Origin of the sequence: Allonocardiopsis opalescens (assembly GCF_003002095.1) — a bacterium.
GTDB lineage: Bacteria > Actinomycetota > Actinomycetes > Streptosporangiales > Streptosporangiaceae > Allonocardiopsis > Allonocardiopsis opalescens.
In genome coordinates this window covers 84,464-105,735 of the sequence record NZ_PVZC01000007.1, presented here as the reverse complement: position 1 = coordinate 105,735, position 21,272 = coordinate 84,464, and the positions used below count along the sequence as shown (strand labels likewise).

Annotated in this window: 16 protein-coding genes; 11 read left to right on the top strand and 5 right to left on the bottom strand. The window is 70.6% G+C overall.

Going from position 1 to position 21,272, the window contains the following annotated elements:
* Nucleotides 1–124 precede the first annotated feature (124 nt).
* The 6 genes from CLV72_RS22265 (at nucleotide 125) to CLV72_RS22240 (ending at nucleotide 7,858) form a co-directional block, all read left to right on the top strand.
* Entirely contained in the window at nucleotides 125–1,531 is a 1,407-nt protein-coding gene (locus tag CLV72_RS22265; RefSeq protein WP_106249829.1) for an FAD-binding oxidoreductase, read from the top strand.
* On the top strand, nucleotides 1,528–3,720 hold the full coding sequence (locus tag CLV72_RS22260; protein ID WP_106249827.1) for a malate synthase G: 2,193 nt from the start codon (nucleotides 1,528–1,530) through the stop codon (nucleotides 3,718–3,720). Before CLV72_RS22265 ends, CLV72_RS22260 begins: the two co-directional genes overlap by 4 nt.
* Before the next feature lie 8 nt (nucleotides 3,721–3,728).
* On the top strand, nucleotides 3,729–4,154 hold the full coding sequence (locus CLV72_RS22255) for a GlcG/HbpS family heme-binding protein (protein ID WP_106249825.1): 426 nt from the start codon (nucleotides 3,729–3,731) through the stop codon (nucleotides 4,152–4,154).
* Nucleotides 4,155–4,273: 119 nt separating this feature from the next.
* Entirely contained in the window at nucleotides 4,274–6,079 is a 1,806-nt protein-coding gene (uidA, locus tag CLV72_RS22250; RefSeq protein WP_106249822.1) for a beta-glucuronidase, read from the top strand.
* A gap of 13 nt (nucleotides 6,080–6,092) precedes the next feature.
* Nucleotides 6,093–7,331, top strand: coding sequence for a D-mannonate dehydratase ManD (gene manD / locus CLV72_RS22245; protein ID WP_106249819.1), 1,239 nt, complete (start codon nucleotides 6,093–6,095; stop codon nucleotides 7,329–7,331).
* Nucleotides 7,328–7,858: a gluconokinase gene (locus CLV72_RS22240; protein ID WP_245930378.1), complete on the top strand. Its 531-nt coding sequence runs from the start codon at nucleotides 7,328–7,330 to the stop codon at nucleotides 7,856–7,858. Before manD ends, CLV72_RS22240 begins: the two co-directional genes overlap by 4 nt.
* A 143-nt stretch (nucleotides 7,859–8,001) precedes the next feature.
* On the opposite strand, the gene uidB is transcribed toward CLV72_RS22240, so the two are convergent.
* From uidB to CLV72_RS22225, 3 genes are all read right to left on the bottom strand, one after another.
* Entirely contained in the window at nucleotides 8,002–9,381 is a 1,380-nt protein-coding gene (gene uidB, locus CLV72_RS22235; RefSeq protein ID WP_211303039.1) for a glucuronide transporter, read from the bottom strand.
* A gap of 444 nt (nucleotides 9,382–9,825) precedes the next feature.
* Nucleotides 9,826–10,416 carry an MFS transporter gene (locus CLV72_RS22230; RefSeq protein WP_106249813.1) on the bottom strand — a complete coding sequence of 197 codons (591 nt, stop codon included), beginning with the start codon at nucleotides 10,414–10,416 and terminating at the stop codon, nucleotides 9,826–9,828.
* Nucleotides 10,417–10,692: 276 nt separating this feature from the next.
* On the bottom strand, nucleotides 10,693–11,619 hold the full coding sequence (locus CLV72_RS22225; RefSeq protein WP_106249810.1) for an arginase family protein: 927 nt from the start codon (nucleotides 11,617–11,619) through the stop codon (nucleotides 10,693–10,695).
* A 443-nt stretch (nucleotides 11,620–12,062) separates the two neighbouring features.
* On the opposite strand from CLV72_RS22225, the gene CLV72_RS22220 reads away from it, so the two are divergent.
* The gene (locus CLV72_RS22220; protein WP_146159525.1) at nucleotides 12,063–13,280 is read left to right on the top strand and encodes a hypothetical protein; all 1,218 of its coding nucleotides are present in this window, start codon (nucleotides 12,063–12,065) and stop codon (nucleotides 13,278–13,280) included.
* Nucleotides 13,281–13,521: 241 nt separating this feature from the next.
* On the opposite strand, the gene CLV72_RS22215 is transcribed toward CLV72_RS22220, so the two are convergent.
* Nucleotides 13,522–14,460 (bottom strand): AraC family transcriptional regulator, encoded by a 939-nt coding sequence (locus CLV72_RS22215; protein ID WP_211303038.1) that lies wholly within the window; start codon nucleotides 14,458–14,460, stop codon nucleotides 13,522–13,524.
* A gap of 123 nt (nucleotides 14,461–14,583) precedes the next feature.
* Between CLV72_RS22215 and CLV72_RS22210 the strand changes: the two genes are divergently transcribed.
* The 3 genes from CLV72_RS22210 (at nucleotide 14,584) to CLV72_RS22200 (ending at nucleotide 18,389) form a co-directional block, all read left to right on the top strand.
* Complete coding sequence (locus CLV72_RS22210; RefSeq protein ID WP_106249801.1) at nucleotides 14,584–15,555, top strand: SDR family NAD(P)-dependent oxidoreductase; 972 nt, start codon at nucleotides 14,584–14,586, stop codon at nucleotides 15,553–15,555.
* 76 nt (nucleotides 15,556–15,631) lie between these two features.
* Nucleotides 15,632–16,888 (top strand): M24 family metallopeptidase, encoded by a 1,257-nt coding sequence (locus CLV72_RS22205; protein ID WP_106249799.1) that lies wholly within the window; start codon nucleotides 15,632–15,634, stop codon nucleotides 16,886–16,888.
* A gap of 301 nt (nucleotides 16,889–17,189) precedes the next feature.
* On the top strand, nucleotides 17,190–18,389 hold the full coding sequence (locus CLV72_RS22200; RefSeq protein WP_106249796.1) for an FAD-dependent monooxygenase: 1,200 nt from the start codon (nucleotides 17,190–17,192) through the stop codon (nucleotides 18,387–18,389).
* A gap of 250 nt (nucleotides 18,390–18,639) precedes the next feature.
* Here CLV72_RS22200 and CLV72_RS22195 read toward each other — a convergent pair whose 3' ends face one another.
* A complete protein-coding gene (locus CLV72_RS22195) occupies nucleotides 18,640–19,869 on the bottom strand; it encodes an MFS transporter (RefSeq protein ID WP_170141075.1) in 1,230 nt (409 codons plus the stop codon).
* A 462-nt stretch (nucleotides 19,870–20,331) separates the two neighbouring features.
* Here CLV72_RS22195 and CLV72_RS22190 point away from each other — a divergent pair, with 462 nt between their 5' ends.
* Nucleotides 20,332–21,267, top strand: coding sequence for a ParB/RepB/Spo0J family partition protein (locus CLV72_RS22190; protein ID WP_211303037.1), 936 nt, complete (start codon nucleotides 20,332–20,334; stop codon nucleotides 21,265–21,267).
* The last annotated feature ends 5 nt before the right edge of the window (nucleotides 21,268–21,272 follow it).

The following is a 21,272-nucleotide window of genomic DNA, read 5'->3' as shown; positions in this document are numbered from 1 at the left end:
GGGCCCTCGCGGTTTCATCCGGCATGGCGTTTTCCCAATATGTTGACAACCGGTTGCCAAATAAACGGAATGCGGGATAGCATCCGACCATGCGAGACCACTATGCCGTGATACGGAATCGTGCATGAAAGGGCCGGTCGAGGAACTGGCGTCGTCGATAGGCGCGGCCGCCGTGCTCGCCGATCCGGCGGCGATGGAGCCGTACCGCCGGGACCGCGCGCTCGACCCTGCGGCCGGCATGCCGCTCGCCGTGGTCCTTCCGCGGAGCACGGCCGATGTGCAGGCGATCATGCGGTGGGCCTCGGCCCGCGGGGTCCCGGTCACACCGCGAGGGGCGGGCACGGGCCTGTCCGGCGGGGCCACCGCGGTCGAGGGCGGCATCGTGCTGAGCACGGAGCGGATGCGCGCCATCCGGGTGGACGAGGCCACCCGGATGGCCGTCGTGCAGCCGGGCCTGCTCAACTCCGAGGTCAAGGCCGCCGCGGCGGAGCGCGGCCTGTGGTACCCGCCCGACCCGGCGTCCTTCGACATCTGCACCATCGGGGGGAACGCCGCGACGAACGCCGGGGGCCTGTGCTGCGTCAAGTACGGGGTCACGACCGACTACGTCCTCGGCGCGGAGGTCGTCCTCGCCGACGGCAGGGCCGTGAGGGTGGGCGGTCCGCGGCTCAAGGACGTCGCCGGACTCTCGATGCTCAAGCTCTTCGTGGGCAGCGAAGGCACGCTCGGCGTCATCACCGAGCTCACCCTCCGCCTGCTGCCGGCCCCTCCTCTCGCGCGGACGGTCGTGGGCTGGTTCGACAGCACGGAGAAGGCGGCCGCGGCGGGTCTGGAGATCGCCTCGCGCGTCCGCCCGTCCATGCTCGAATACATGGACCGCACCTCGATCGGCGCCGTCGAGGACGTGCTCGGCATGGGACTGCACCGGCACGCCGCCGCTCTGGTCGTGGCGCGTTCGGACGACCGGCATCCCGACGGTGCCGAGGTGGCCGCGATGCTGAGCGCCTTCACCGAGCACGGCGCCTTCGACGCCTTCGAGGCCGCGGGTCCCGAGGAGGGGGAGCGCTTCGCGCACGCGCGCCGCATCGCGATCCCGGCCGTCGAGAAGCTCGGACCGCTGCTCCTCGAGGACGTCGGGGTACCGCTCCCGCGACTGCCGGAGCTGGTGGAGGGCGTGGAGGAGATCGCTCGGAAGCGGGACGTGGTCATCGCGTTCATCGCCCACGCGGGAGACGGCAACACCCACCCGCTCATCGTGTACCGGCCCGAGGACGCCGAGCTCACCGAACGGGCGTATCTCGCCTACGGCGAGATAATGGACCTCGCCATCCGGCTCGGCGGAACCATTACGGGAGAGCACGGAGTGGGGCGCCTCAAGCGGCCGTGGCTGGCCGACCAGATCGGCGAGGACCTGCTGGAGGTCTCCCACCGCGTCAAACGCGCGCTGGATCCGGACGGGATCCTCAACCCGGGGACGATCTTCGCGATGCCCGCCGGCGCCGCGCTCGGTGAAGAGGCGCGGGCGCGATGACGTACACCACGGTCGGGGGACTGTCGGTCGACCGCGAGCTGCACGCCTTCGTGCAGCGGGAACTCCTCCCCGGTGCGGCGGTCGACGCGGCGGAGTTCTGGCCGGGCTTCGCACGGATCATCGAGGAGTTCGGCCCGCGCACCAGGACCCTCCTGGCGGAGCGCGACCGGTTGCAGGCCGCCATCGACGGCTGGCACCGGGAGCACCCGGCCCCGATCGACGCGGCGGCGTACCGGGCGTTCCTGGCGGAGATCGGATACCTGCTGCCCGAACCGGCGAACGTCACCGTGACCACGGCCGGCGTCGACGACGAGGTGGCGCGGCTCGCCGGCCCCCAGCTCGTCGTCCCGGTGTCCAACGCCCGTTACGCGCTCAACGCGGCCAACGCGCGCTGGGGCTCGCTCTACGACGCGCTCTACGGTACGGACACGCTCCCGGGAGCCCCGGCGCCCGGCCGGTACGACGCCGAACGCGGCGCCCGGGTGGTGGCCCGGGTGCGCGAGCTGCTGGACGAGATCGCGCCGCTGACCGAGGGCGGCCACCGCGACGTCGTCGCGTTCTCGGTGGCCGCGGACCGGCTGTCGGTGGCGCTGTCGGGCGGCGGCCGGGCCGCGCTGGCGGACCCCGGCCTGTTCGCGGGCTACGCGGGTGATCCGCGCGACCCGGAGTCGATCCTGCTCCGGCACCACGGACTCCATGTCGAGATCCGGATCGACCGCTCCAGCCCGGTCGGCGCGACCGACCCGGCAGGCGTCTCGGACGTGGTCGTCGAATCCGCGCTCACGGTGATCGCGGACCTCGAGGACTCGGTCGCGGCCGTCGACGCCGCGGACAAGCTCGCCGCGTACCGCAACTGGCTCGGCCTGAACCGGGGCGACCTCGAAGCCGCCTTCGACAAGGGCGGACGCACCGTCGTGCGGCACCTGGCCGATGACCGGCGCTTCACCGCGCCCGACGGCGGCGAACTCGTCGTCCCCGGGCGCGCCCTGCTCTTCGTGCGCAATGTCGGACACCTGATGACCACCGACGCGGTCCTCGACCCGCGCGGCGAGGAGATCGGCGAGGGCATCCTGGACGCCGTCGTCACCACGCTCGCCGCGCTGCCGGGCCGGGACGCGGGCAACCCCCGCCGCAACGGGCGCCACGGGTCGGTCTACATCGTCAAGCCCAAGATGCACGGACCGGCCGAGGTCGCCCTGGCCGTCGACCTCTTCGCCGCGGTCGAAGAGCTGCTGCGCCTGCCCGCGAACACGCTGAAGCTCGGCCTCATGGACGAGGAGCGGCGGACCACGCTCAATCTCAAAGCCTGCGTCGAGCAGGCGAGGGAGCGGATCGTCTTCATCAACACAGGCTTCCTGGACCGCTCCGGCGATGAGATCCACACCTCGATGGAGGCCGGGGCCTTCGTCCGCAAGGCGGACATGAAGCAGCAGCGCTGGATCGCCGCCTATGAGGAGCAGAACGTCGCCATCGGCCTCGAAGCCGGTCTGCCGGGGCACGGCCAGATCGGCAAGGGCATGTGGGCCATGCCCGACCTGATGGCGGACATGATCGAGCAGAAGATCGAGCATCCGCGGGCCGGGGCGAGCACGGCATGGGTTCCGTCGCCGACGGCGGCGACCCTGCACGCGCTGCACTACCACCGGGTCGACGTGTCCCGGCGGCAGCGGGAACTGAGCGGCCGCCGGAGCAGCCGGGTGGAGGATCTGCTGCGCATCCCCGTGGCGGACGAGCCGGACTGGACCGACGCCGAGCGCCGGGAAGAGCTCGACAGCAACGCGCAGTCGCTCCTGGGGTATGTCGTGCGCTGGGTCGACCAGGGCATCGGCTGCTCGAAGGTCCCCGACATCCACGGCGTGGCGCTGATGGAGGACCGCGCCACCCTGCGGATCTCCAGCCAACTCCTGGCCAACTGGCTCCGCCACGGCGTGGTCACCGCCGAGGAACTGCATGAGAGCCTCCGCCGCATGGCCGCCGTGGTCGACGCCCAGAACGCCGCCGACCCCCGCTACCGCTCGATGAGCGCCGACTTCGACGGCAGCCTGGCCTTCCAGGCGGCGCTGGAACTGGTGCTCGAAGGGACTCGGCAGCCCAACGGCTACACCGAGCCGATTCTCCACCGGCGTCGCAGGCAGGCGAAGGCCGCCGCCCGCACGACGAAGCCCGCTTCGGCGCCCGCCGGACGATAGGAGCCGAGATGCCCCAGTACGTGGAGAGCGCCGCGGTGAGTCACGCGACCGCTCAGGAGTTCGCTGCCGCGACGATCGATGAGGGAGCGCGGCGCGGCGTATCCGTCGCGGTGACGGTCGTCGACCCGTCGATGGCGCTCGTCGCCTTCGTGCGCGCCGACGGCACGACGCCGCACAGTACCGAGACCAGCAGGCGGAAGGCGAATACCTCGGCGTCGACCCGGCGGCCCAGCGGCCGGATGCGGGGTGACTTCGCCGTCGCGCTGCCCATGGGGTCGGGCAATCTGCTGACCAATATCCGCGGGGGCTTCCCGCTCTCGGTCGACGGCAAGCACCTCGGCGGACTCGGAGTCGCGGGCGGAACGCCGGAGCAGGACGCGGAGATCGGTGCGGCGGTGCTCGCCGCACTCGGGTTCCGGTCGGATTTCGATTAGCGCGGGGCCTCCGGGCGCGAGTGGCCGTACCGCACCACCCAATTGTCGACAATCGGTTGCCACATGCTCGCGTTCGCGATCCGCCGAGGCGAGATGATCTGTATCCGCAGGAGGAATCAATGCTGAAACCCCGCAGCACGGCCACCCGCGAACTGGTGAACCTCGACGGGATCTGGCGGTTCGCCCTCGACACCGACGCCGGCGGCGAACCCTGGGCCCGGGTGCTCCCCGGCACGCTCGACGTCGCCGTCCCGGCCAGCTACAACGACCAGTTCGTGGACGCACGCGTCCGCGACCACGTGGGCTGGGTCTACTACCAGCGGACGGTCAGGGTGCCGCGGGGCTGGGCCGGGGAGCGCGTCGTCCTGCGCCTGGACGCGGCGACGCACGAGGGGCGCGTCCACGTCGATGACACCCTGGTCGCCGAGCACGTCGGCGGCTACACCCCGTTCGAAGCCGAGCTGACGGACCTGGTGCGGCCCGGCGGGGAGTTCCGGCTGACGGTGGGCGTGTGCAACGAGCTCACCAACACCTCCATCCCGCCGGGAACGATCACCGTGGCGCGAAACGGCCGGCGTACCCAGACCTACCTGCACGACTTCTACAACTACGCCGGTCTCGCCCGCTCCGTGTGGCTCTACAGCACGCCGCGCACGCGCGTCGACGACATCGTGATCACCACGGGCGTCGCGGACGGCGCCGGCCTCGTGGACTACCGGGTCGCCTACAGCGGGGAGGCCCGGGTGCGGGCGACGGTCCTCGACGCGACCGGCGCCGAGGTCGCCGCCGGCACCGGGGACGAAGGCTCCCTCCGCATCGAGGGCGTCCGGCTCTGGCAGCCGGGTGCCGCCTACCTCTACCGGCTGCGGGTGGAACTGCTCGACGGCGACACGGTGCTGGACCGCTACGAGGAGCCCTTCGGCGTCCGGACGGTCGAGGTGCGCGGGCGCGAGTTCCTCATCAACGGCGAACCCTTCTACTTCACCGGCTTCGGCAGGCACGAGGACACCCCGGTGCGCGGCAAGGGCCACGACGACGCCTACCTGGTGCACGACTTCCAGCTCATGGAGTGGATCGGCGCCAACTCCTTCCGCACCTCGCACTACCCCTACGCCGAGGAGGTGCTGGAGTTCGCCGACCGGCACGGCATCGTCGTCATCGACGAGACCGCCGCCGTGGGACTCAACCTCGGCGTCCAGGGCGGGCTCACCGGTAGGCCGACGACGCCGACCTTCTCGCCGGACACCTGCAACGACGAGACGCGGGCCGCTCACGCCCAGCACATCCGCGAACTCATCGCCCGCGACAAGAACCACCCGAGCGTGGTGATGTGGTGCATCGCCAACGAGCCGGCGTCCAACGAGGACGGGGCGCGCGAGTACTTCGAGCCGCTGGTCGAGCTGGCCCGCGAGTTGGACCCGACGCGCCCCCTCACCTACGCGATCGTCCTGTTCGCCACCTTCCGCAACGACCAGGTCATCGACCTCTTCGACGTGGTCAGCCTGAACCGCTACTACGGCTGGTACGTGGCGAGCGGCGACCTCGCCACCGCTGAGGACTACCTGCGCCAGGACCTCAGGGGCTGGATCGACCGCGTCGACAAGCCGATCATGATGACCGAGTACGGTGCCGATACCCAGGCGGGCCTTCATTCCGTCTGGGACCAGCCATGGACCGAGGAGTACCAGACCGCCTTCCTGGAGATGCACCACAGGGTCTTCGACGAGTTTCCCCAGTTCGTCGGCGAGCAGATCTGGAACTTCGCCGACTTCCAGACCTCCAAGGGCGTCCACCGGGTGGACGGCAACAAGAAGGGCGTCTTCACCCGCGACCGGCGGCCGAAGTCGACGGCCTTCGCGCTGCGCGCCCGCTGGAAGGCGATCGGTTGCCGCAAACCCGGGTCCGCGCCCGACGAGACGAACTGAGGAAGCACGGCATATGAGCATCGACAGGGCCGAGGTCATCGTCACCAGCCCCGACCGCAACTTCGTCACGCTGAAGCTCACGACGGCCGACGGCGTCACCGGCCTCGGCGACGCCACCTTGAACGGGCGCGAACTCGCCGTGGTCTCCTACCTGAAGGACCACGTCGTCCCGCTGCTGATCGGCCGGGACGAGAGCCGGATCGAGGACACCTGGCAGTTCCTCTACCGCGGCGCGTACTGGCGCCGCGGGCCGGTGACCATGGCGGCGATCGCCGCGGTGGACATGGCGCTGTGGGACATCAAGGGTAAGACGGCGAACATGCCCGTGTACCAGCTGCTCGGGGGCGCGTCGCGCCGCGGGCTGCTCGCCTACGGCCACGCCTCGGGCAAGACCCTCGACGAGCTGTTCGACTCCATCCGCTCGCACCAGGAGCAGGGCTACCGGGCCATCCGGGTGCAGACCGGTGTCCCCGGACTCAAGTCGATCTACGGGATCGCCTCGAACGCCACCTACGAGGCGAACAAGGGCGTCCGCTACGACCACGAGCCGGCCCAGCGCGGCGCCCTGCCGCACGAGGAGGACTGGGACACCCGCTCCTACCTGCGGCACATCCCGACGGTCTTCGAGGCCGTGCGCAACGAGTTCGGCCCCGAGCTGCCCCTGCTGCACGACGCCCACCACCGGCTCACCCCCATCCAGGCCGCCAGACTCGGCAAGAGCCTGGAGCCCTACGACCTGTTCTGGCTGGAGGACTGCACCCCCGCGGAGAACCAGGAGGCGCTCCGCCTGGTACGCCGGCACACCACGACGCCTCTGGCGATCGGCGAGATCTTCAACACCGTCTGGGACTACCAGCAGATCATCCGCGAGCAGCTCATCGACTACGTGCGCTCCGCCGTCACCCACACCGGCGGGATCACCCACCTGAAGAAGGTGCTCGACTACGCCTCGCAGTACCAGATCAAGTCGGGCATGCACGGCCCGACCGACATCTCCCCGGTCGGGATGGCCGCCGCGATGCACCTCGGGCTGGCCATCCACAACTTCGGCATCCAGGAGTACATGAAGCACGGCGAGAAGACCGACGCGGTCTTCGAGCAGTCCTTCACCTGGCAGGACGGCTACCTGCACCCCGGCGACCGGCCCGGCCTCGGCGTCGAACTCGACGTCGACGGAGCCGGCCGGTACCCCTACGTCCAGGCGTACCTGCCGTACAACCGGTTGCACGACGGAACGGTGCACGACTGGTGAGCGCGCCGGGCCCCGCCATCGTGGTCATGGGGGTCTCGGGGGCGGGCAAGACGAGCGTGGGGGAGCGGCTCGCCGCGGCGCTCGGCGGAGGCTTCGTGGACGCCGACGATCTCCATCCCGCCGAGAACATCCGCAAGATGTCCGCCGGGATCCCCCTGGACGACGCCGACCGCCGGCCCTGGCTGGACCGCGTCGCCGCAAAGTTGCGCGAGCGCTCGGCATCGGGCGCCACCACCGTCATCGCCTGTTCCGCGCTCCGGCGCGGGTACCGGGACCGGATCCGGCGGGGCGCCGGCGTTCCGGTCTTCTTCGTCCACCTGGACGGCACCGAGGAGACCATCGCCGAACGCCTGAGCGGGCGCGCCGGCCACTTCATGCCGATGAGCCTGCTCGTCACCCAGCTGCGCACCCTGGAGGCGCTGGAGCCCGACGAAGCCGGGATCACGGTGGACATCCGCGGTACGGTCGAGGCCATCGTGGCGAGCGCGATCGACGGCGGCCCGGTGCCGACCGGTCAGGTGCGGTGAGAACCGGGGAGCGACCACCGCGCCGGCCGGCGGCACCGCCGGCCCGGCGAACAGCCGAGGCGGACGACACGCGCTGAGGGGGCGTCGCGGAGCACACGGCCGGTGCTCGGCGGCGCCCCCTCAGCGGCCGCCCGGCGGCCGCTTCACGCGCCGTGGCCGCCTCCGTCCGGGCGCGGCCGCGGCTGGTCGGCGGTCGCCGACCCGTCCGGCTCGGGCTGGGTACGGCGGTCGTCGATCTCGCGCACGAGCTCGCGGTGGACGGAGTCCGTCAGCGGATAGGCCAGCATGATCAGCGCCGCTCCGGCGATGAAGACGGCCGGCAGCAGTCCGACCGAGGCCCGGATGCCCCAGAGCGCGCTCTCCGTCTGCGCCGCCGCGGTGCCGACGTACCCGGTCAGGGCGAGCGCGTAGGCGGCGAAACTCGCGCCCAGTGCCTGGCCCGCCTTCCGGGTGAAGGAGAAGACACTGTAGATGATCCCTTCGGCGCGGACGCCGGTCCGCCATTCGCCGTACTCCACCGTGTCCGCTTCGAGCGCCCAGATGACGATGTTGACCACCATGACGGCCGGCAGCGAGATCATCAGCGCGGCCATGGCGATCCACACGGTGGGTGCGGCGAAAGCGACCGCACTGAATACCGCGGCGATGATTCCGGCGCCGATATAGGAGTTCCGCTTTCCCCATTTCCGCACGATCGAAGGGACGATCGGCGCCATTGCGAAGGTGACCACGAGCTGCGAGACCGAAAGGACCGGGACGAGGTCGAGCGCGTCGAAGACGTCGCGCATGTAGTAGATCTGCGCGGTCGTCTTGGCGAACTGCGCCAGCAGCAGGAGCACCGAGCTGATGCAGAGGAACACCAGCGGGCGGTTCGTCCGGAGCACCTGGACGGACTGCCGCAGCGTCACCTTCGGGATGTCGCGCCTGACGGTCTCCCGCACGGTGAAGAAGCAGAACAGGTAGAGCGCCATGCCGACGAACACCAGCACGATCGTGACGGTCGTGAAGAATGCCTGCAGGTCGGTGGTGCGCGACAGCAGCGGCGCCACGACGGCGCTCAGGGCCGCGCCGACGACCGTCCCGCCGACGGTCCGCGCCGCCGCGAGTTTCGAGCGTGCAGCCGGGTCCTGGGTCATCGCCGCGGCCAGGGAGCCGTACGGGATGTTGACGAAGGTGTACGCCAGGCCGAGCAGCGCGTAGGTCGCGTACGCGTACAGCAGCACGCCCGTCTCGCCGATCCGCGGCACGGTGAAGGTGGCCACCGAGAGCAGCAGCAGCGGGAGAGAGCCGAACAGCAGATAGGGGCGGAACTTCCCGAACCGGCTGTCGGTCCGGTCCACGATGCGGCCCGCTATCACGTCGGTGACGGCGTCGAAGACGCGCAGGACGAGGAACAGCGTGCCCGCCGCGGCCGCGCTGATCCCCGCCACGTCGGTGTAGTACAGCAGCAGGAACTGCGTGGCGAGCATGAAGGCGACGTTGTTGGCCGCGTCGCCGGCACCGTAGCCCACGATGTTGATCAACCGCGGATTCGCCGTGCCCGGGGCCGATCTCGCCGTATGCGCCGTCATTGATCAACCCCTCCGCCAGGCGGTCAAGGTGGCAATCGGGTGCAACCGGAACCGCTCGCGCCATACCGGGAAGACACCGATGCAAGCCATTGCCTGAGCGGAGTTAACCAGGTGGAAATCGCAAGTGTCAACCGGTTGCCAAAATTGCCGCCGTGCGGACCCTGGGCTGGTGGGGTGATGGCGAGCCCGGTCGCGGTCTCCCGTACCCCCGGTCGAGGGGAGGAGATCCGTCGGGTGCGGGCAGCCCGGTTCCGGCCGGTGCTGTGGTGCAGTCCGTGTGCCACGATGGCGGCGCGACGGCGTCGGAGGTGATCGACGTGAATCGCGCTCAGCTCGAACGGGCTACCTTCAGCGACTGTTCGCCGTTGGGTTCGTGATCGAGTGGCGCGTGCGCGTTCAGCGATGCGGCCCCTGTGGCGGGTTCGGCATGCCGTAGGGGCCCGGCCGGGCAGGGCGCGGGGCCAGGGCGTAGCTCACCAGCGCGCTGATGGCGGTGGCGAGCAGTGCGGCTAGCAGCAGCGGAATCGCGGCGAAGAACGTGGTGCGGAAGCCGAACGCGTCGGAGAACATCTGGCTGACGAACGGGGCGGCCACGATGGACAGGAGGCCGAAGGCCACGACGACCATGGCCGCGACGGCCCCCCACCGCCCGATCCGCCGTGCCAGTGCCCCGATCACTCCGGCGGCCGCGCCCGCGCCGAGTCCGGTGAGCACCCGCCCCACCGTCATCATGCCGCCGCCCGCGGCGAAGGCCGTCAGCAGCACGCCGATCGCCATGAGCACGACGGCGGCGACGGTCACCGCCGTCGGGAACCGGGCGCCGAGCAGGAACCCGACGGGAAGGGCCACAGCCGCCGCGACCACGTACGCGACCACGCCCTGCAGCAGGAACTGCTGGCCCGACAGGAGGAGTTCGAGTTGCATCCGCGGCATCTGCTCGGTGCCGTACACCGCGGTCACCAGGAACGCACCGATGATCGTGGTCATAGCGGGGCCGATGAGCGTCCACCAGCGGACGCCTCCATTCGGCGCGGCGTCACTGCGCTGCGGCGGCACATTCGGCATCCGGCCAACATAGCGCCTACCGATCGGCTCGCACCACGCTCAGTCGAAGGAGTGCGCGGCCTCGACCGGCCACGGGGCCGCAGGCCCGGTCCCGGCCCAGGTCTCGGCAAGACCGGCGAACACGGCCGCGGTCGCCTGCGGCGTCCCGCGGTGGCGCGGAAGGCGCCTTCGCGGCCGGGGGCGCGGCGGGGTCCGTACCTACCGCCTTTGGTCCCGGCCTGGTGACCGTGTGGCGATGACCTCGGCGATGAAGTCGCAAATCCGGCCGGCTCCGGCGCGATCACCGTCCTGGTCGGGGTCGTAGATGGCGACACTGCAGCCGATGCAGCCTCCTTCCCGGAGGGCACCGGTGGCGGCCGAGGTGAGCTGCTGCCACGTCAGGCCACCGGGCTCGTCGGGGATGTCGGGAAATCCCTGGGCAGGGAACTCCTCGGGGTCCAGCACGTCGAGGTCGATGTGCAGCCACCACCGTGCGGTGTGCCGCTGCAGATGCGCCGCGGCCCGCGCGCCGGATCCCTCCGGATCCGCGTCCACCTCGTGCCAGTCGCGCATCCACACCCCGAGGTCGCGCAGTGAGGCGACGTTGAACTGCCGCCGCCAGCCCGCGTCTCGCGGTCCGAGCATGGCCAGCTCCTCGAGACCCAGCGCCGGCAGGCGCGCGGCCAGCGGCCCGCGCAGCAGTCGTCCGGTCAGGCCGAGCAGCAGCCCGATCTCGGTGTTGGCCGCCTCGCCGTCCTCGGAGACGTCCAGCGGCATGGTGTCCTCGTGGCCGTCGAAGAACAGCAGCCCTACCCGTCCGTCGGCGCGCAGTGCCGGGATGATGCCCAGCAGCGTGGTGCAGTCCCCGCCGTAGACGACCGGGAACCGCCCTGCGGTGACGGCGGCGGCCACCCGCTCGCCCACCTGCTCACTCATCGCGACCAGAGCCGGCTCGTTGACCAGCGAGGTGTCCGCACCGCGCTCGCCCGTCCCCTCGGGCAATGCCAGCGGCTCGGACTCGACCACCCGGTACGGACCGAGCGCCGCCGGCAGGCCCGAACCGCGCAGCGCTTCCGCCGCGGCCGCCTGGTGACCGGCTCGGCCATAGCCATCGAACGGAACGGCGATCAACTCGACATCGGCCATACCACATCCTCGCACCGGTCTCCCCGATCACAAGGACGCTGACAGCCTGACACCACGCAACGAGAACCTCGGCAGGGTCCGCCTGGATAGGGGAGACCTGGACGGTGCGCTTGACGCGCACGTGGTCGCCTTCACCGAAACGGTCGATAACGCCACCTGGCAACGGCTCGACGAACTCAGTGACCAGGAACCCGCATCGCCGTCTCCTCCGATGGGGGACAGGTCTACGCGACTGGAAAATATTTCCGTGTCGGCAATTTGATTGTGCTCATGAATTGAATATGTTGCCGTCAATTTACCGTCTCAACTCTCGTCGGCCGCGTGTAAGGCGGTGCGGCGGGTATGTGGGCGGCGACACGCCGAAAACAGATTGCCGCGTGTTCCCGGTCGCGCGCTTTTTATGTCTGAATTCGTCGGGCGCGCATGGATGGACGGAGACTCGTATGACCAAGATGGACGCGGAGCGGTTGAGGGCACGGCTGGCCGCCGCGGCGAAGGAGTCCAGCAGCCCTACCGATGTCGTGTGGGCGCGATCAGGCAGGGTGCCGGAGAAGAACGATGAGGACCATCACCGGCTGGGCGCCCAGCGCTTGGCGGCCAACCGGCGGGTCAACTACCTGACGCCGGTGATGCTCAACGCCTGCCACAAGGCGGTGACGAAAAAGGAGCTGAGCAAGCTCGAAGCGTCGCTGCTGCGCCTGGCCAAGATCGCCATGCCCCACGAGGGCGAGACCGGGAAGTGGGGCAAGGCATTCGCCGAACTCTCCACCGACCAGCGCAATGCCCTGTTCCCGGAGAAGGTCGCGCACCTCACGCCCGACTCCACCGTCACGCACAAGGACGCGGTCGCGTGGATGCCCGAGGTGTGGAACGTGATCCAGAACATGCCCAATGTCGCCAAACAGACCGAGATCGGCAAGAAGCCGAAGAAGCCGAAAGGGCCGGAGGTCCAGCGCCACGGTTGGACCCGACTCATCCCGGTCCCGCCCAAGAAGCCGCAGCACACCACCGTGATGGTGGGCGGATCCGCCGATGCCGAACGTACGGCGCCGGAGCACACATGCGTCCTGCACCTGGGGAAAGTGAAATGCCTCCGCGTCACGGCCGGCGAGCCCGGCGATGACGAGGTCTACTTCACCTTCGAGGTCATAAGCAACTCTCCGCGAATGTGCGATCCCGCCGGCCGCTCCAAGACGGTGGAAGGATTCAACAACGATGTCGAGAAGGATTACAACGAGGATGTCTCTAACTTCACTGTCCTGATGCCGGACGGCAAGGGCGGCTTCATTCCGCTCAATGAAATGTTCTTCGGGGTGCAGGCATGGGAGGAAGACCACAAGGACCCGGATTTCCTGGGCGAGTTCCACAAGATCGCCAAACAGGTCTCCAAGGACATCGAGGAGGCGCTGCAGGAACCGACCAAGCGCCCGTACTACATCGGACACGCCATCGGCCTGGTCTTCGGCCTCGTCGACATCATCACGTCCTGGCTCACCGACGACCTCATCGCCGCCGACTTCGTCTACTTCAACTTCCCGGAGGGGCCCACGTGGGACCGCTCCACCCTGGTGCAGACATGGATCGACGACTGGGGCGATGAGCACGAGAACCAGTACACCGGCAAGTACGAGGTCGAACTCAGCGTGCGCCGCGCAAGCTGACCGACCAGCGCGCCGGCGAAACCCCGCGCCGCGCCCACCCGGCGCGGCGCCCGCCGTCGGACGCCGACCCCGACATCCCCTGGCCCGAGGACATCGAATTCCTCCCGTCCGACCGTGACCCCTCGGCTCCCGGCCTGCGCGAGCCGCACCGATACGACGCTCGGAAACGGCAGGCCGATGCGGATTCTGTCACTTTCAGTGACGGTTGCCGGCACCTGAAGGCAGGCGGTCTCCGCTCCGTTCACGCAAGGGCGGCCTGCTCGCGTCCGGGCAGTTCGCCGCGCACGCGGTGCCGGTAGCGCAGCGGGGATTCGCCGATCTCGCGCTTGAAGGCGTTGCTGAACGCCGCCTCGGAGGCATAGCCCAGGTCGGCCGCCAGGGAGCCGACGCGTGCGTCGCTGTGCCTCAGGGCGCGCTGCGCCAGGAGCATGCGGTAGCGGCTGAGGTAGGTGAGCGGCGGCATGCCCGCCGCGGCGCGGAAGCGGCGGGCGAAGGACGAGCGGGACATCGCGGCGGCGCGCGCCAGGTCCTCCAGGCTCCAGGATGTGGCGGGCTCGGCGTGCATGAGGGCCAGGGCGGGGCGCAGCCGGTCATCGGTCAGCACCCGGAGCCAGCCCGGCGGCGCCTCGGTCTGGTCCAGGTAGGCGCGCAGCACCTCGAGCACGAGAAGCTGGCCGTACTGCCGGACGGCGAAGGCGGAGCCGGTGCGGTTGCCCGCGACCTCGCCGAAGAGCTGGTCGAGGAGGATGCGCAGCGGAGCCGCCGCCGAGGCCTTGACGACTCCCACGGGCGGCAGCCGCTGCAGCAGCAGTTCGCGGCCGGCCGGGTTGATGTCCACGGCGATGCCGATCACGACATCGTCGGTGCTGCGGTCCGCCTCGGTGAGGCCGGTGAAGTTCTCCTCGGGGCCGATCCGGTGGCGCGGGCCGGGACCCGGGTCTCCGCCCTCGTGCCGGAGCCACGTGCGGTAGTTGAGGATGGCGATGTCACCGGCGGCGAGATGGACCGGCTCGTCGAGACCGTCGGTGAGCAGTCGGCCGTGGCCGGACACCATGGCGATGAGCTTCAGCATGTCGCGGCACGGCCTGCGTGCCTCCCACCGTCCATGGGCGGCGAAGCCGCCCGACACGAGACCGCGGATTTCGACGAGGTCGAACACCTCCGACAGCTGGTCCCTCACGAGTGACACTCTCGCACAAGAAATAGCGCTTCACAATTATTCAACGTGTCACCGATCCGCGCCAGGCTGAGTGTCGACGCCACGACGACCGTCGACCGGCGACGACCGAAGGAGTGGACGGCAATGGCACATCAGACCGCGGGCGAGGCCCGCACGATCGTCATCACCGGTGGCAGCAGCGGCATCGGACTCGCCGCGGCCACCGCGATCCTCAGCGGCGAGCACGGCCGGTGGCACGTGGTGCTGCCCGTCCGCGACACCGCCCGGGGCCAAGAGGCCGTGGCTTCACTGACCGCCGCCGCCGCGCATGGCGGCACGGTGGAGGCGATGGCGATGGACCTGTCGTCGCTCGCCTCCGTCCGGGAGTTCGCCGCGGCGCTGACCGGCCGCGTGGAGTCGGGCTCGATCCCCCGGCCGCACGCCCTGGTGTGCAACGCGGGCGTGCAGATGGGCACCAAGCTCACCCGCACGGCCGACGGCTTCGAGGCCACCTTCGGTGTCAACCACCTGGGCCACTTCGCCCTGGTCAACGCGCTGCTGCCCGTACTGAAGGCCCCGGCGCGCGTCGTCGTGACCTCCAGCGGTACCCACGACCCGGCCAATGCGGGGCCCAGCCCGGCGTGGAGCAGCGCGCAGGCCCTGGCGCGGGGCGAACTCGGGCCGTCGGCCGAGTCGGACAGCACGCTCGTCGCCGGGCAGCGCCGCTACAGCACCTCCAAGCTCGCGAACCTCTACTTCACCTACGCCCTGGCCCGCCGGCTGCCCGACGGTGTCACGGCCAACGCCTTCGACCCCGGCATGGTGCTGGGCACCTCCCTGGGCCGCTCGCTGCCTGCCCCGCTGAGGTTCATCGCCGACCACGTGCTCCCGCGCGCGCCCTGGCTGCTGCACCGGGTGGTGGGGCCCAACATCAGATCGGCCCCGGAGGCGGGCGGCGCGCTCGCCTGGCTGGCGACCGCACCGGAGCTCGCAGCGGTCACGGGCCGGTACTACAACGGCCGCACGCCGATCCGCTCGTCGGAGGAGTCCTACGACACCGTCCGCGCCGATGGTCTCTGGGCCGACAGCGAGGTGCTGACCGGCGTCCGCGTCTGACCGGCCCGAGACCTTCGCTGCCGGCCACCCGTCCCGAGGGGACGGCCACCACGTTGACCACCGAGGAGACGAGACGATGAACGAAACCGCGGTACCCACCCTCTCACCGGCCGAGCGCGACCGCCGCTGGGACCTGGCCCGGGCGCTCATGGCGCGCGAGGGCCTGGACGCGCTGCTGGTCTTCGGCGAGCACGAGGACGCGGGCCCGGCCCCGGTCGCCTACGACACCTGGTTCACCAACGACCGCCCCGGGACGACGGTCGTCTTCCCGCGAGACGGTGAGCCGATCGCGCACCTGCCGGGGCCGGGGTTCATCCTGGACCGCCTGGAGTCGAGCCGGCGCGGTCACGAGCCGTGGATCCCGCCGCGGAACATCAGGGCCTTCCGCGGCTTTGCCGCGATCGCGGCCACCCTCACCGAGCTGGGCCTCGGCAAGGGGAACATCGGCGTCGTCGGACTCGGGCCGCACCTGCCGTGGCACCCTGAAGGCGTGCTGCCCCACACCTTGTGGAGCCGCGTCCTGGAGCGGTTCCCGGACGCCGGCTTCCGGCCGGTCGACCTCGCCGTCGCCGTGATGACGATGCGGCTCGGTGACGAGGAGATGGCGCTTGTGCGGCGCTCCGCGGAGATCGGAGACGCCATGGTGCGGGCGATGGTCGACGCCGCGGGCCCGGGCGTGTCGGAGGCGGAGGTCTACGCCGCCGGTATGGCGGCGGGCTACCGGCGCGGGACGCTCCCCTCGGCCATGCACCTGTCGTCCGGACCGAACGGAGTCGCATCGGGCCTGCCCGCGTGGGGCTACCGCGCGGAGGCACCGCGCCTGCTGGCCGACGGCGACGTCATCTACGCCGAGGTGTTCTCCCAGTTCGGAGGGCGCCATACGCAGCACCAGGTCACCATCGCCGTCGGCGACGTGCACGAGGACTACTGGCGGGCGGGCGAGATCGCGCGGAAGTCCTACGACGCCGGCCTGGCGGTACTGCGTCCGGGCCGTACCTTCGGCGAGGTCGTGGAGGCGATGCACGCGCCGCTCGACGCACACGACGGCCAGATGTACCTCATCACCGTCCACTCGCTCAACCCGGGCCTCGTGCTCGGCAAGGGGCGCGGGGACATCAGCACGCTCCCCGGCGCGGACGCCTATCCTCCTGTGTCCGGCCACCCCACCTCCATGGCCGACCTGCTGCTGGAACCGGGGATGTGCTTCGTCCTGGAACCGCAGTACGCCTTCGACCGCCACCTCACCCACATCGGCGGCACAGTGATCGTGGGCGAGGACGAGCCCATCGCGCTCAGTCCGCTGACCCGAGAGGTGCTGCGCGCCGCCCGGTGACAGGCGCGGGTCGGCGGCCGCGTCGCCGACCCGCCATGCGCCGCACCATCGACCGGACCGGGACCGATGCGTGGTTCAAGGTAGAGAAGCCTTCGAAGAGAACGAACGACTGGCGCGGCGCGGCGGCCCCGCGCCCTTGTGGATTCCGGGCCCGTTGACATTTTCTTGACGCCCGCGGACCTCTACAGGCCGCCGGGGAGGGCCTAGATTCCGAGGCGTTCGGCCCCGTCAGGCGGCGGGCGCCGATGGAGTGCCGGGAAGCCTGGTCGGCGTGACACCACACCTGTGATGAGGAGAGGTCATGCCGAACAGCGGAAGCCGCGCGTCCCGCCGCGCACTGGTCGTCGGAGCGGGGATCGCGGGACTGGCCGTCGCGCTGCGGCTGCGGACCGGCGGCTGGGAGGTCCTGGTCGTGGAGCGCGCGCCGGCGCGGCGCGGCGGCGGCTACCTGGTGAACTTCTCCGACCTGGGCTACGACGCCGCCGAGCGCATGGGCCTCGCGGCCGCCGTGCACGCCGCTGAGCCGGAGCCCGTCGAACTGCGCTACGTCGACCGCGACGGCCGGGTGGAGGCGACCATGGGCGTGCGCGCCCAGACCGACCTGCTCGGCGAGCGGCAGGTCTCCATCTTCCGCGGCGATCTGGAATCCGTGCTGTTCGAGGCGCTGGACGAACCGCCCGACGTGCGGTTCGGCACCACGGTCACGGCCATCGAGCAGGACGCCGGGGGAGTGACGGCCACCCTGAGCGACGGCACCCGGGAGCGGGCCGACCTGCTCGTCGGCGCCGACGGGCTGCACTCGCGAGTGCGCTCCCTGGTCTTCGGGCCCGAGGAGGGCTTCCGCCACGACTTCGGCACCGCCATCGCGATCGTCCCGCTGCCCGAGGTCCCCAGCGGTATCGACCCGGGCACGAGCATCGCCCTGCCGCTGGTCCGGCGCGGCGTCAGCGTGATCACACCGCCGGGCCGCCAGGCGGCGGCCTTCTTCATCTTCCGCACTGGCGACGCCGAGGCCGAACTGGCCGCGGGCGCCGCGGCGACACTGCGCCACCGCTACGGAGATCTGGGCTGGGTGGTTCCCGAACTGCTCGACGCGGCGGAGCGGAACGAGGCGGACGTCTACTTCGACCAGGTCAGTCAGGTCCGGGCCGACCGGTGGAGCGTCGGCCGCGTCGTGCCGGCCGGCGATGCCGCCTGGTGCGTGAGCCTGTTCGCGGGCTTCGGCTCGTCACTGGCGGTCGGCGGCGCCGAGGCGCTGGGCGACGAGCTGGACCGTCAGCCCGGCGATGTGCCGGCCGCGCTGGAGGCGTGGGAGCGGCGGCTGCGACCGGTCGCCGAACGCTGGGGCCGGCAGGGCCGCCGGCTGCGCGGCGTCTTCGTCGCCGCCACCCCGCTGGGCGTGCGGGCACGCGTCCTGGGCCTGCGGATCGCCACCCACCCGGTCGGCATCGGCCTGGCGCGGCGCTTCCTCGCGGTCCCACCCACTCCGGACCAGCGGTGATCCGCGGCGGGATCCTCCCACCGTCCGGTATCCGTCGAGCCCGTTCGGGGAGCGCGCCTGATCGCGTCTGCCGGTCTCAGCGGTGTCGGCTGGGCGAATCCCCGTCGTACGCCGTGCGGTGATGGGTACACGAGGTGTAGAAGGCGCTTACCGGGGCGCGCTCCGGGCGTTTCAGAATCCGATGCTCGCCCCGCTCCACCAGACGCACGCGCCGTTCGTGGTGACGGTGTTGGCGATCGGCACCTCGGTGTCAGTCCGATCCCTGGAGTTCGACGGCGGCCACCGACCGGGCGGTCACCATGCGGCCCGCGTACAGGCCGGCGGCCAGACAGCCGGCGGCGGCCAGGCAGAACAGTACGGGGAGTCCGGCCAGGGCGGCGACCGCCCCGCCCGCGGCGGCGCCCAGGGGGGTGCTGCCCTCGCCGATGAGCCGGTAGCTGGCGTTCACGCGGCCGAGCAGCGGGTCGGGGATGAGCCGCTGCCGCAGCGACACCACGATGACATTGGCGCCCATCTGGGTGGCGCCGACGGCGGCCGCGGCCGGGAAGAGCGCCCACGGGGTGGGGGCCAGGACGGGGACGACCATGATCAGCGCGCCGGTGACGTTCGCGGTGAGCAGCAGGCGGGTCTCGCCGACCAGTCCGGCGAAGCGCTCGGCCGCCAGCGAGCCGGCGACGGCACCCGCGGCCAAGGCCACGCCAAGCAGCCCGAAGCCGGCCGGGCTGAGCCCCACGGCCGACTCGGGGCCGACCACCCACAGCACTAGGACGGCCATGTAGGCGGTGGTGGCGAAGTTCCACGCGCCGGCGTAGACGGCGAGGGCGCGCAGCACGCGATGCCGTCCGAGGTAGCGGAGGCCCTCGGCGATATCGGCCCTCATGGGGCGCGCCGGGGCGGCCGGGGCGCGGTAGCGGCCCGGCATCGCCAGTAGGAGGACGACGGCCACCGCGTACAGGACGCCGGGCAGGCCGAACACCGCCGCGGCGGCCACGCCGACCAGGACGCCGCCGATCGGCGCGCCCAGGAAGGCATCGCCGATGGTCTGCACCGCGAACAAGCGCCCGTTGGCGGCGCCCAGCCGCTCCTTGGCGACGGTCATGGGGACCAGCGACTGCGTGGTGGTGTCTCCGAAGACCTGGGCGCAGCCGATCACGATCACGACGGCGTACAGCAGCGGCAGGCTGAGCAGGCCCGCGGCGGCCGCCACCGCGGCGGCGCCGAGCGCGACGGCGCGGCAGCAGCCGGCCAGCAGCACGATGAGCCGCCTGTCGTAGCGGTCGGCCAGCACGCCGGCGTGCAGGGTGAGGATGAGCCAGGGCGTGGTGAGCGCGGTGGTGAGCAGCGAGACGAGCAGCGGGGAGCGGGTGAGGCCCACCGCGAGGATGGGAACGCCCACCGCGATGACGCCGTCGGCGGTGTTGGACAGGCCCGACGCCAGCCAGAGCCGCTGGAAGGCCGGGCCGAGGGATGTCCGGGTCACCGTGCCTCCCTGGCGGGACGGGGTGCATATCGCGCGGACGCGCCGCGTCTCGCCGCGGCCGTGCTGATCGGAATGTAACGGCGTGCGGACCGAGTGCACCAGGAGCCGCCGTGCACCGGAGGGCGCGGTGGCGCCCGTCGGCCCGCTCGGCGCGTCGCGGCACCCGGACCGCGGGCCGCCGCGCATTGGTCTCATGTGCGCCGGGTGCAGGCCGGTGGTATGTCCGGTTGATCATGGAAGAACACGATCGGTGATGCTTTCATTGCGGTGCGTTGTGCGCTGGAGGCAAAACTTCGAAAGTATACATTGGGGCGTTTGAGAAAGACATGAGGATTGTAAATATTGATGATCAATGGTTATCTCGCTTACAGTTACCTTGTTCGTGCGGAACCTGCGGTAACCCCGGGGGAGTGCGTTTTGTTTTGCTCGGAAGGTAACGTAGAAGCCACTGAGAATAATTCAGTGCTACTTGATATCGACTCGCTCGTGCTGGACGGCTCCCCCCGGCTCCTTGGTGAGGATGTCGACCACACTCAAATTCTGGCCGAGACCGACGCGCGACTTCCGGCCATTCTGGTCCACCGCTCGACCATGCGGGTCATCGACGGCATGCACCGCGTCAGGGCGGCGATCATGCGCGGCGACGAGAAGATCTCCGCCACCTTCTTCGACGGCGATGCGAGCGAGGCGTTCGTGCGCGCCGTGGAGGCCAATATCGCCTACGGGCTCCCGCTGTCGCTGTCGGACCGCCATGCCGCGGCCAAGCGCATCCTCGACCTGTATCCGCAGTGGTCGGACCGGTCGATCGCCGCGGTCGCCGGACTCTCCGCGCGCACCATCCGCGGTATACGCGCCAGTGCAACCGAGGAGATACCGCAGTTGCACAGCCGTGTCGGGCGCGACGGGAAGACCCGACCGCTCAACTTCGCCGACGGGCGCCGGCGCGCGGCCGAGCTGATCGCCCGGCGTCCTGAGGCTTCCCTGCGCGAGATCGCCCGAAACGCCGGGATATCGGTGGGAACGGCGCGCGACGTGCGCAAGCGGATCGACGAGGGGCGCGATCCCATCCCCGAAGGCGTGCGCAAAGGTAAACGTGAACCCGCGCATAGCACTATCTCGCTGAACCGGCCGCGACCGCGGAACGGTGTCGACCCTGCGGTACTGCTGGATAATCTCAGGAAAGACCCGTCGGTGCGATATTCGGAATCTGGACGACATATGGTCCGATGGCTCGGATCCCGGATCGTGCAGAGCGGATCATGGCAGGAAATCGCCGACTCCGTCCCCTCGCACTGTATCCCCGCCGTCGCCCAGATCGCGACCGAATGCGCCACGGCCTGGCTGAGCCTGGCCGAAGAACTGCAAAGTCGGGCCGAAAGGCTCGGCACTCTCGCCTGAAGTGT

Coding starts and splice junctions, on each gene's coding strand:
- CLV72_RS22230 (WP_106249813.1), bottom strand. CDS start 10,416: ATGACCACGATCATCGGTGCGTTCCTGGTGACCGCGGTGTACGGCACC.
- CLV72_RS22255 (WP_106249825.1), top strand. CDS start 3,729: ATGCCCCAGTACGTGGAGAGCGCCGCGGTGAGTCACGCGACCGCTCAG.
- CLV72_RS22225 (WP_106249810.1), bottom strand. CDS start 11,619: ATGGCCGATGTCGAGTTGATCGCCGTTCCGTTCGATGGCTATGGCCGA.
- CLV72_RS22210 (WP_106249801.1), top strand. CDS start 14,584: ATGGCACATCAGACCGCGGGCGAGGCCCGCACGATCGTCATCACCGGT.
- CLV72_RS22265 (WP_106249829.1), top strand. CDS start 125: ATGAAAGGGCCGGTCGAGGAACTGGCGTCGTCGATAGGCGCGGCCGCC.
- CLV72_RS22205 (WP_106249799.1), top strand. CDS start 15,632: ATGAACGAAACCGCGGTACCCACCCTCTCACCGGCCGAGCGCGACCGC.
- CLV72_RS22260 (WP_106249827.1), top strand. CDS start 1,528: ATGACGTACACCACGGTCGGGGGACTGTCGGTCGACCGCGAGCTGCAC.
- manD (WP_106249819.1), top strand. CDS start 6,093: ATGAGCATCGACAGGGCCGAGGTCATCGTCACCAGCCCCGACCGCAAC.
- CLV72_RS22200 (WP_106249796.1), top strand. CDS start 17,190: ATGCCGAACAGCGGAAGCCGCGCGTCCCGCCGCGCACTGGTCGTCGGA.
- uidA (WP_106249822.1), top strand. CDS start 4,274: ATGCTGAAACCCCGCAGCACGGCCACCCGCGAACTGGTGAACCTCGAC.
- CLV72_RS22220 (WP_146159525.1), top strand. CDS start 12,063: ATGACCAAGATGGACGCGGAGCGGTTGAGGGCACGGCTGGCCGCCGCG.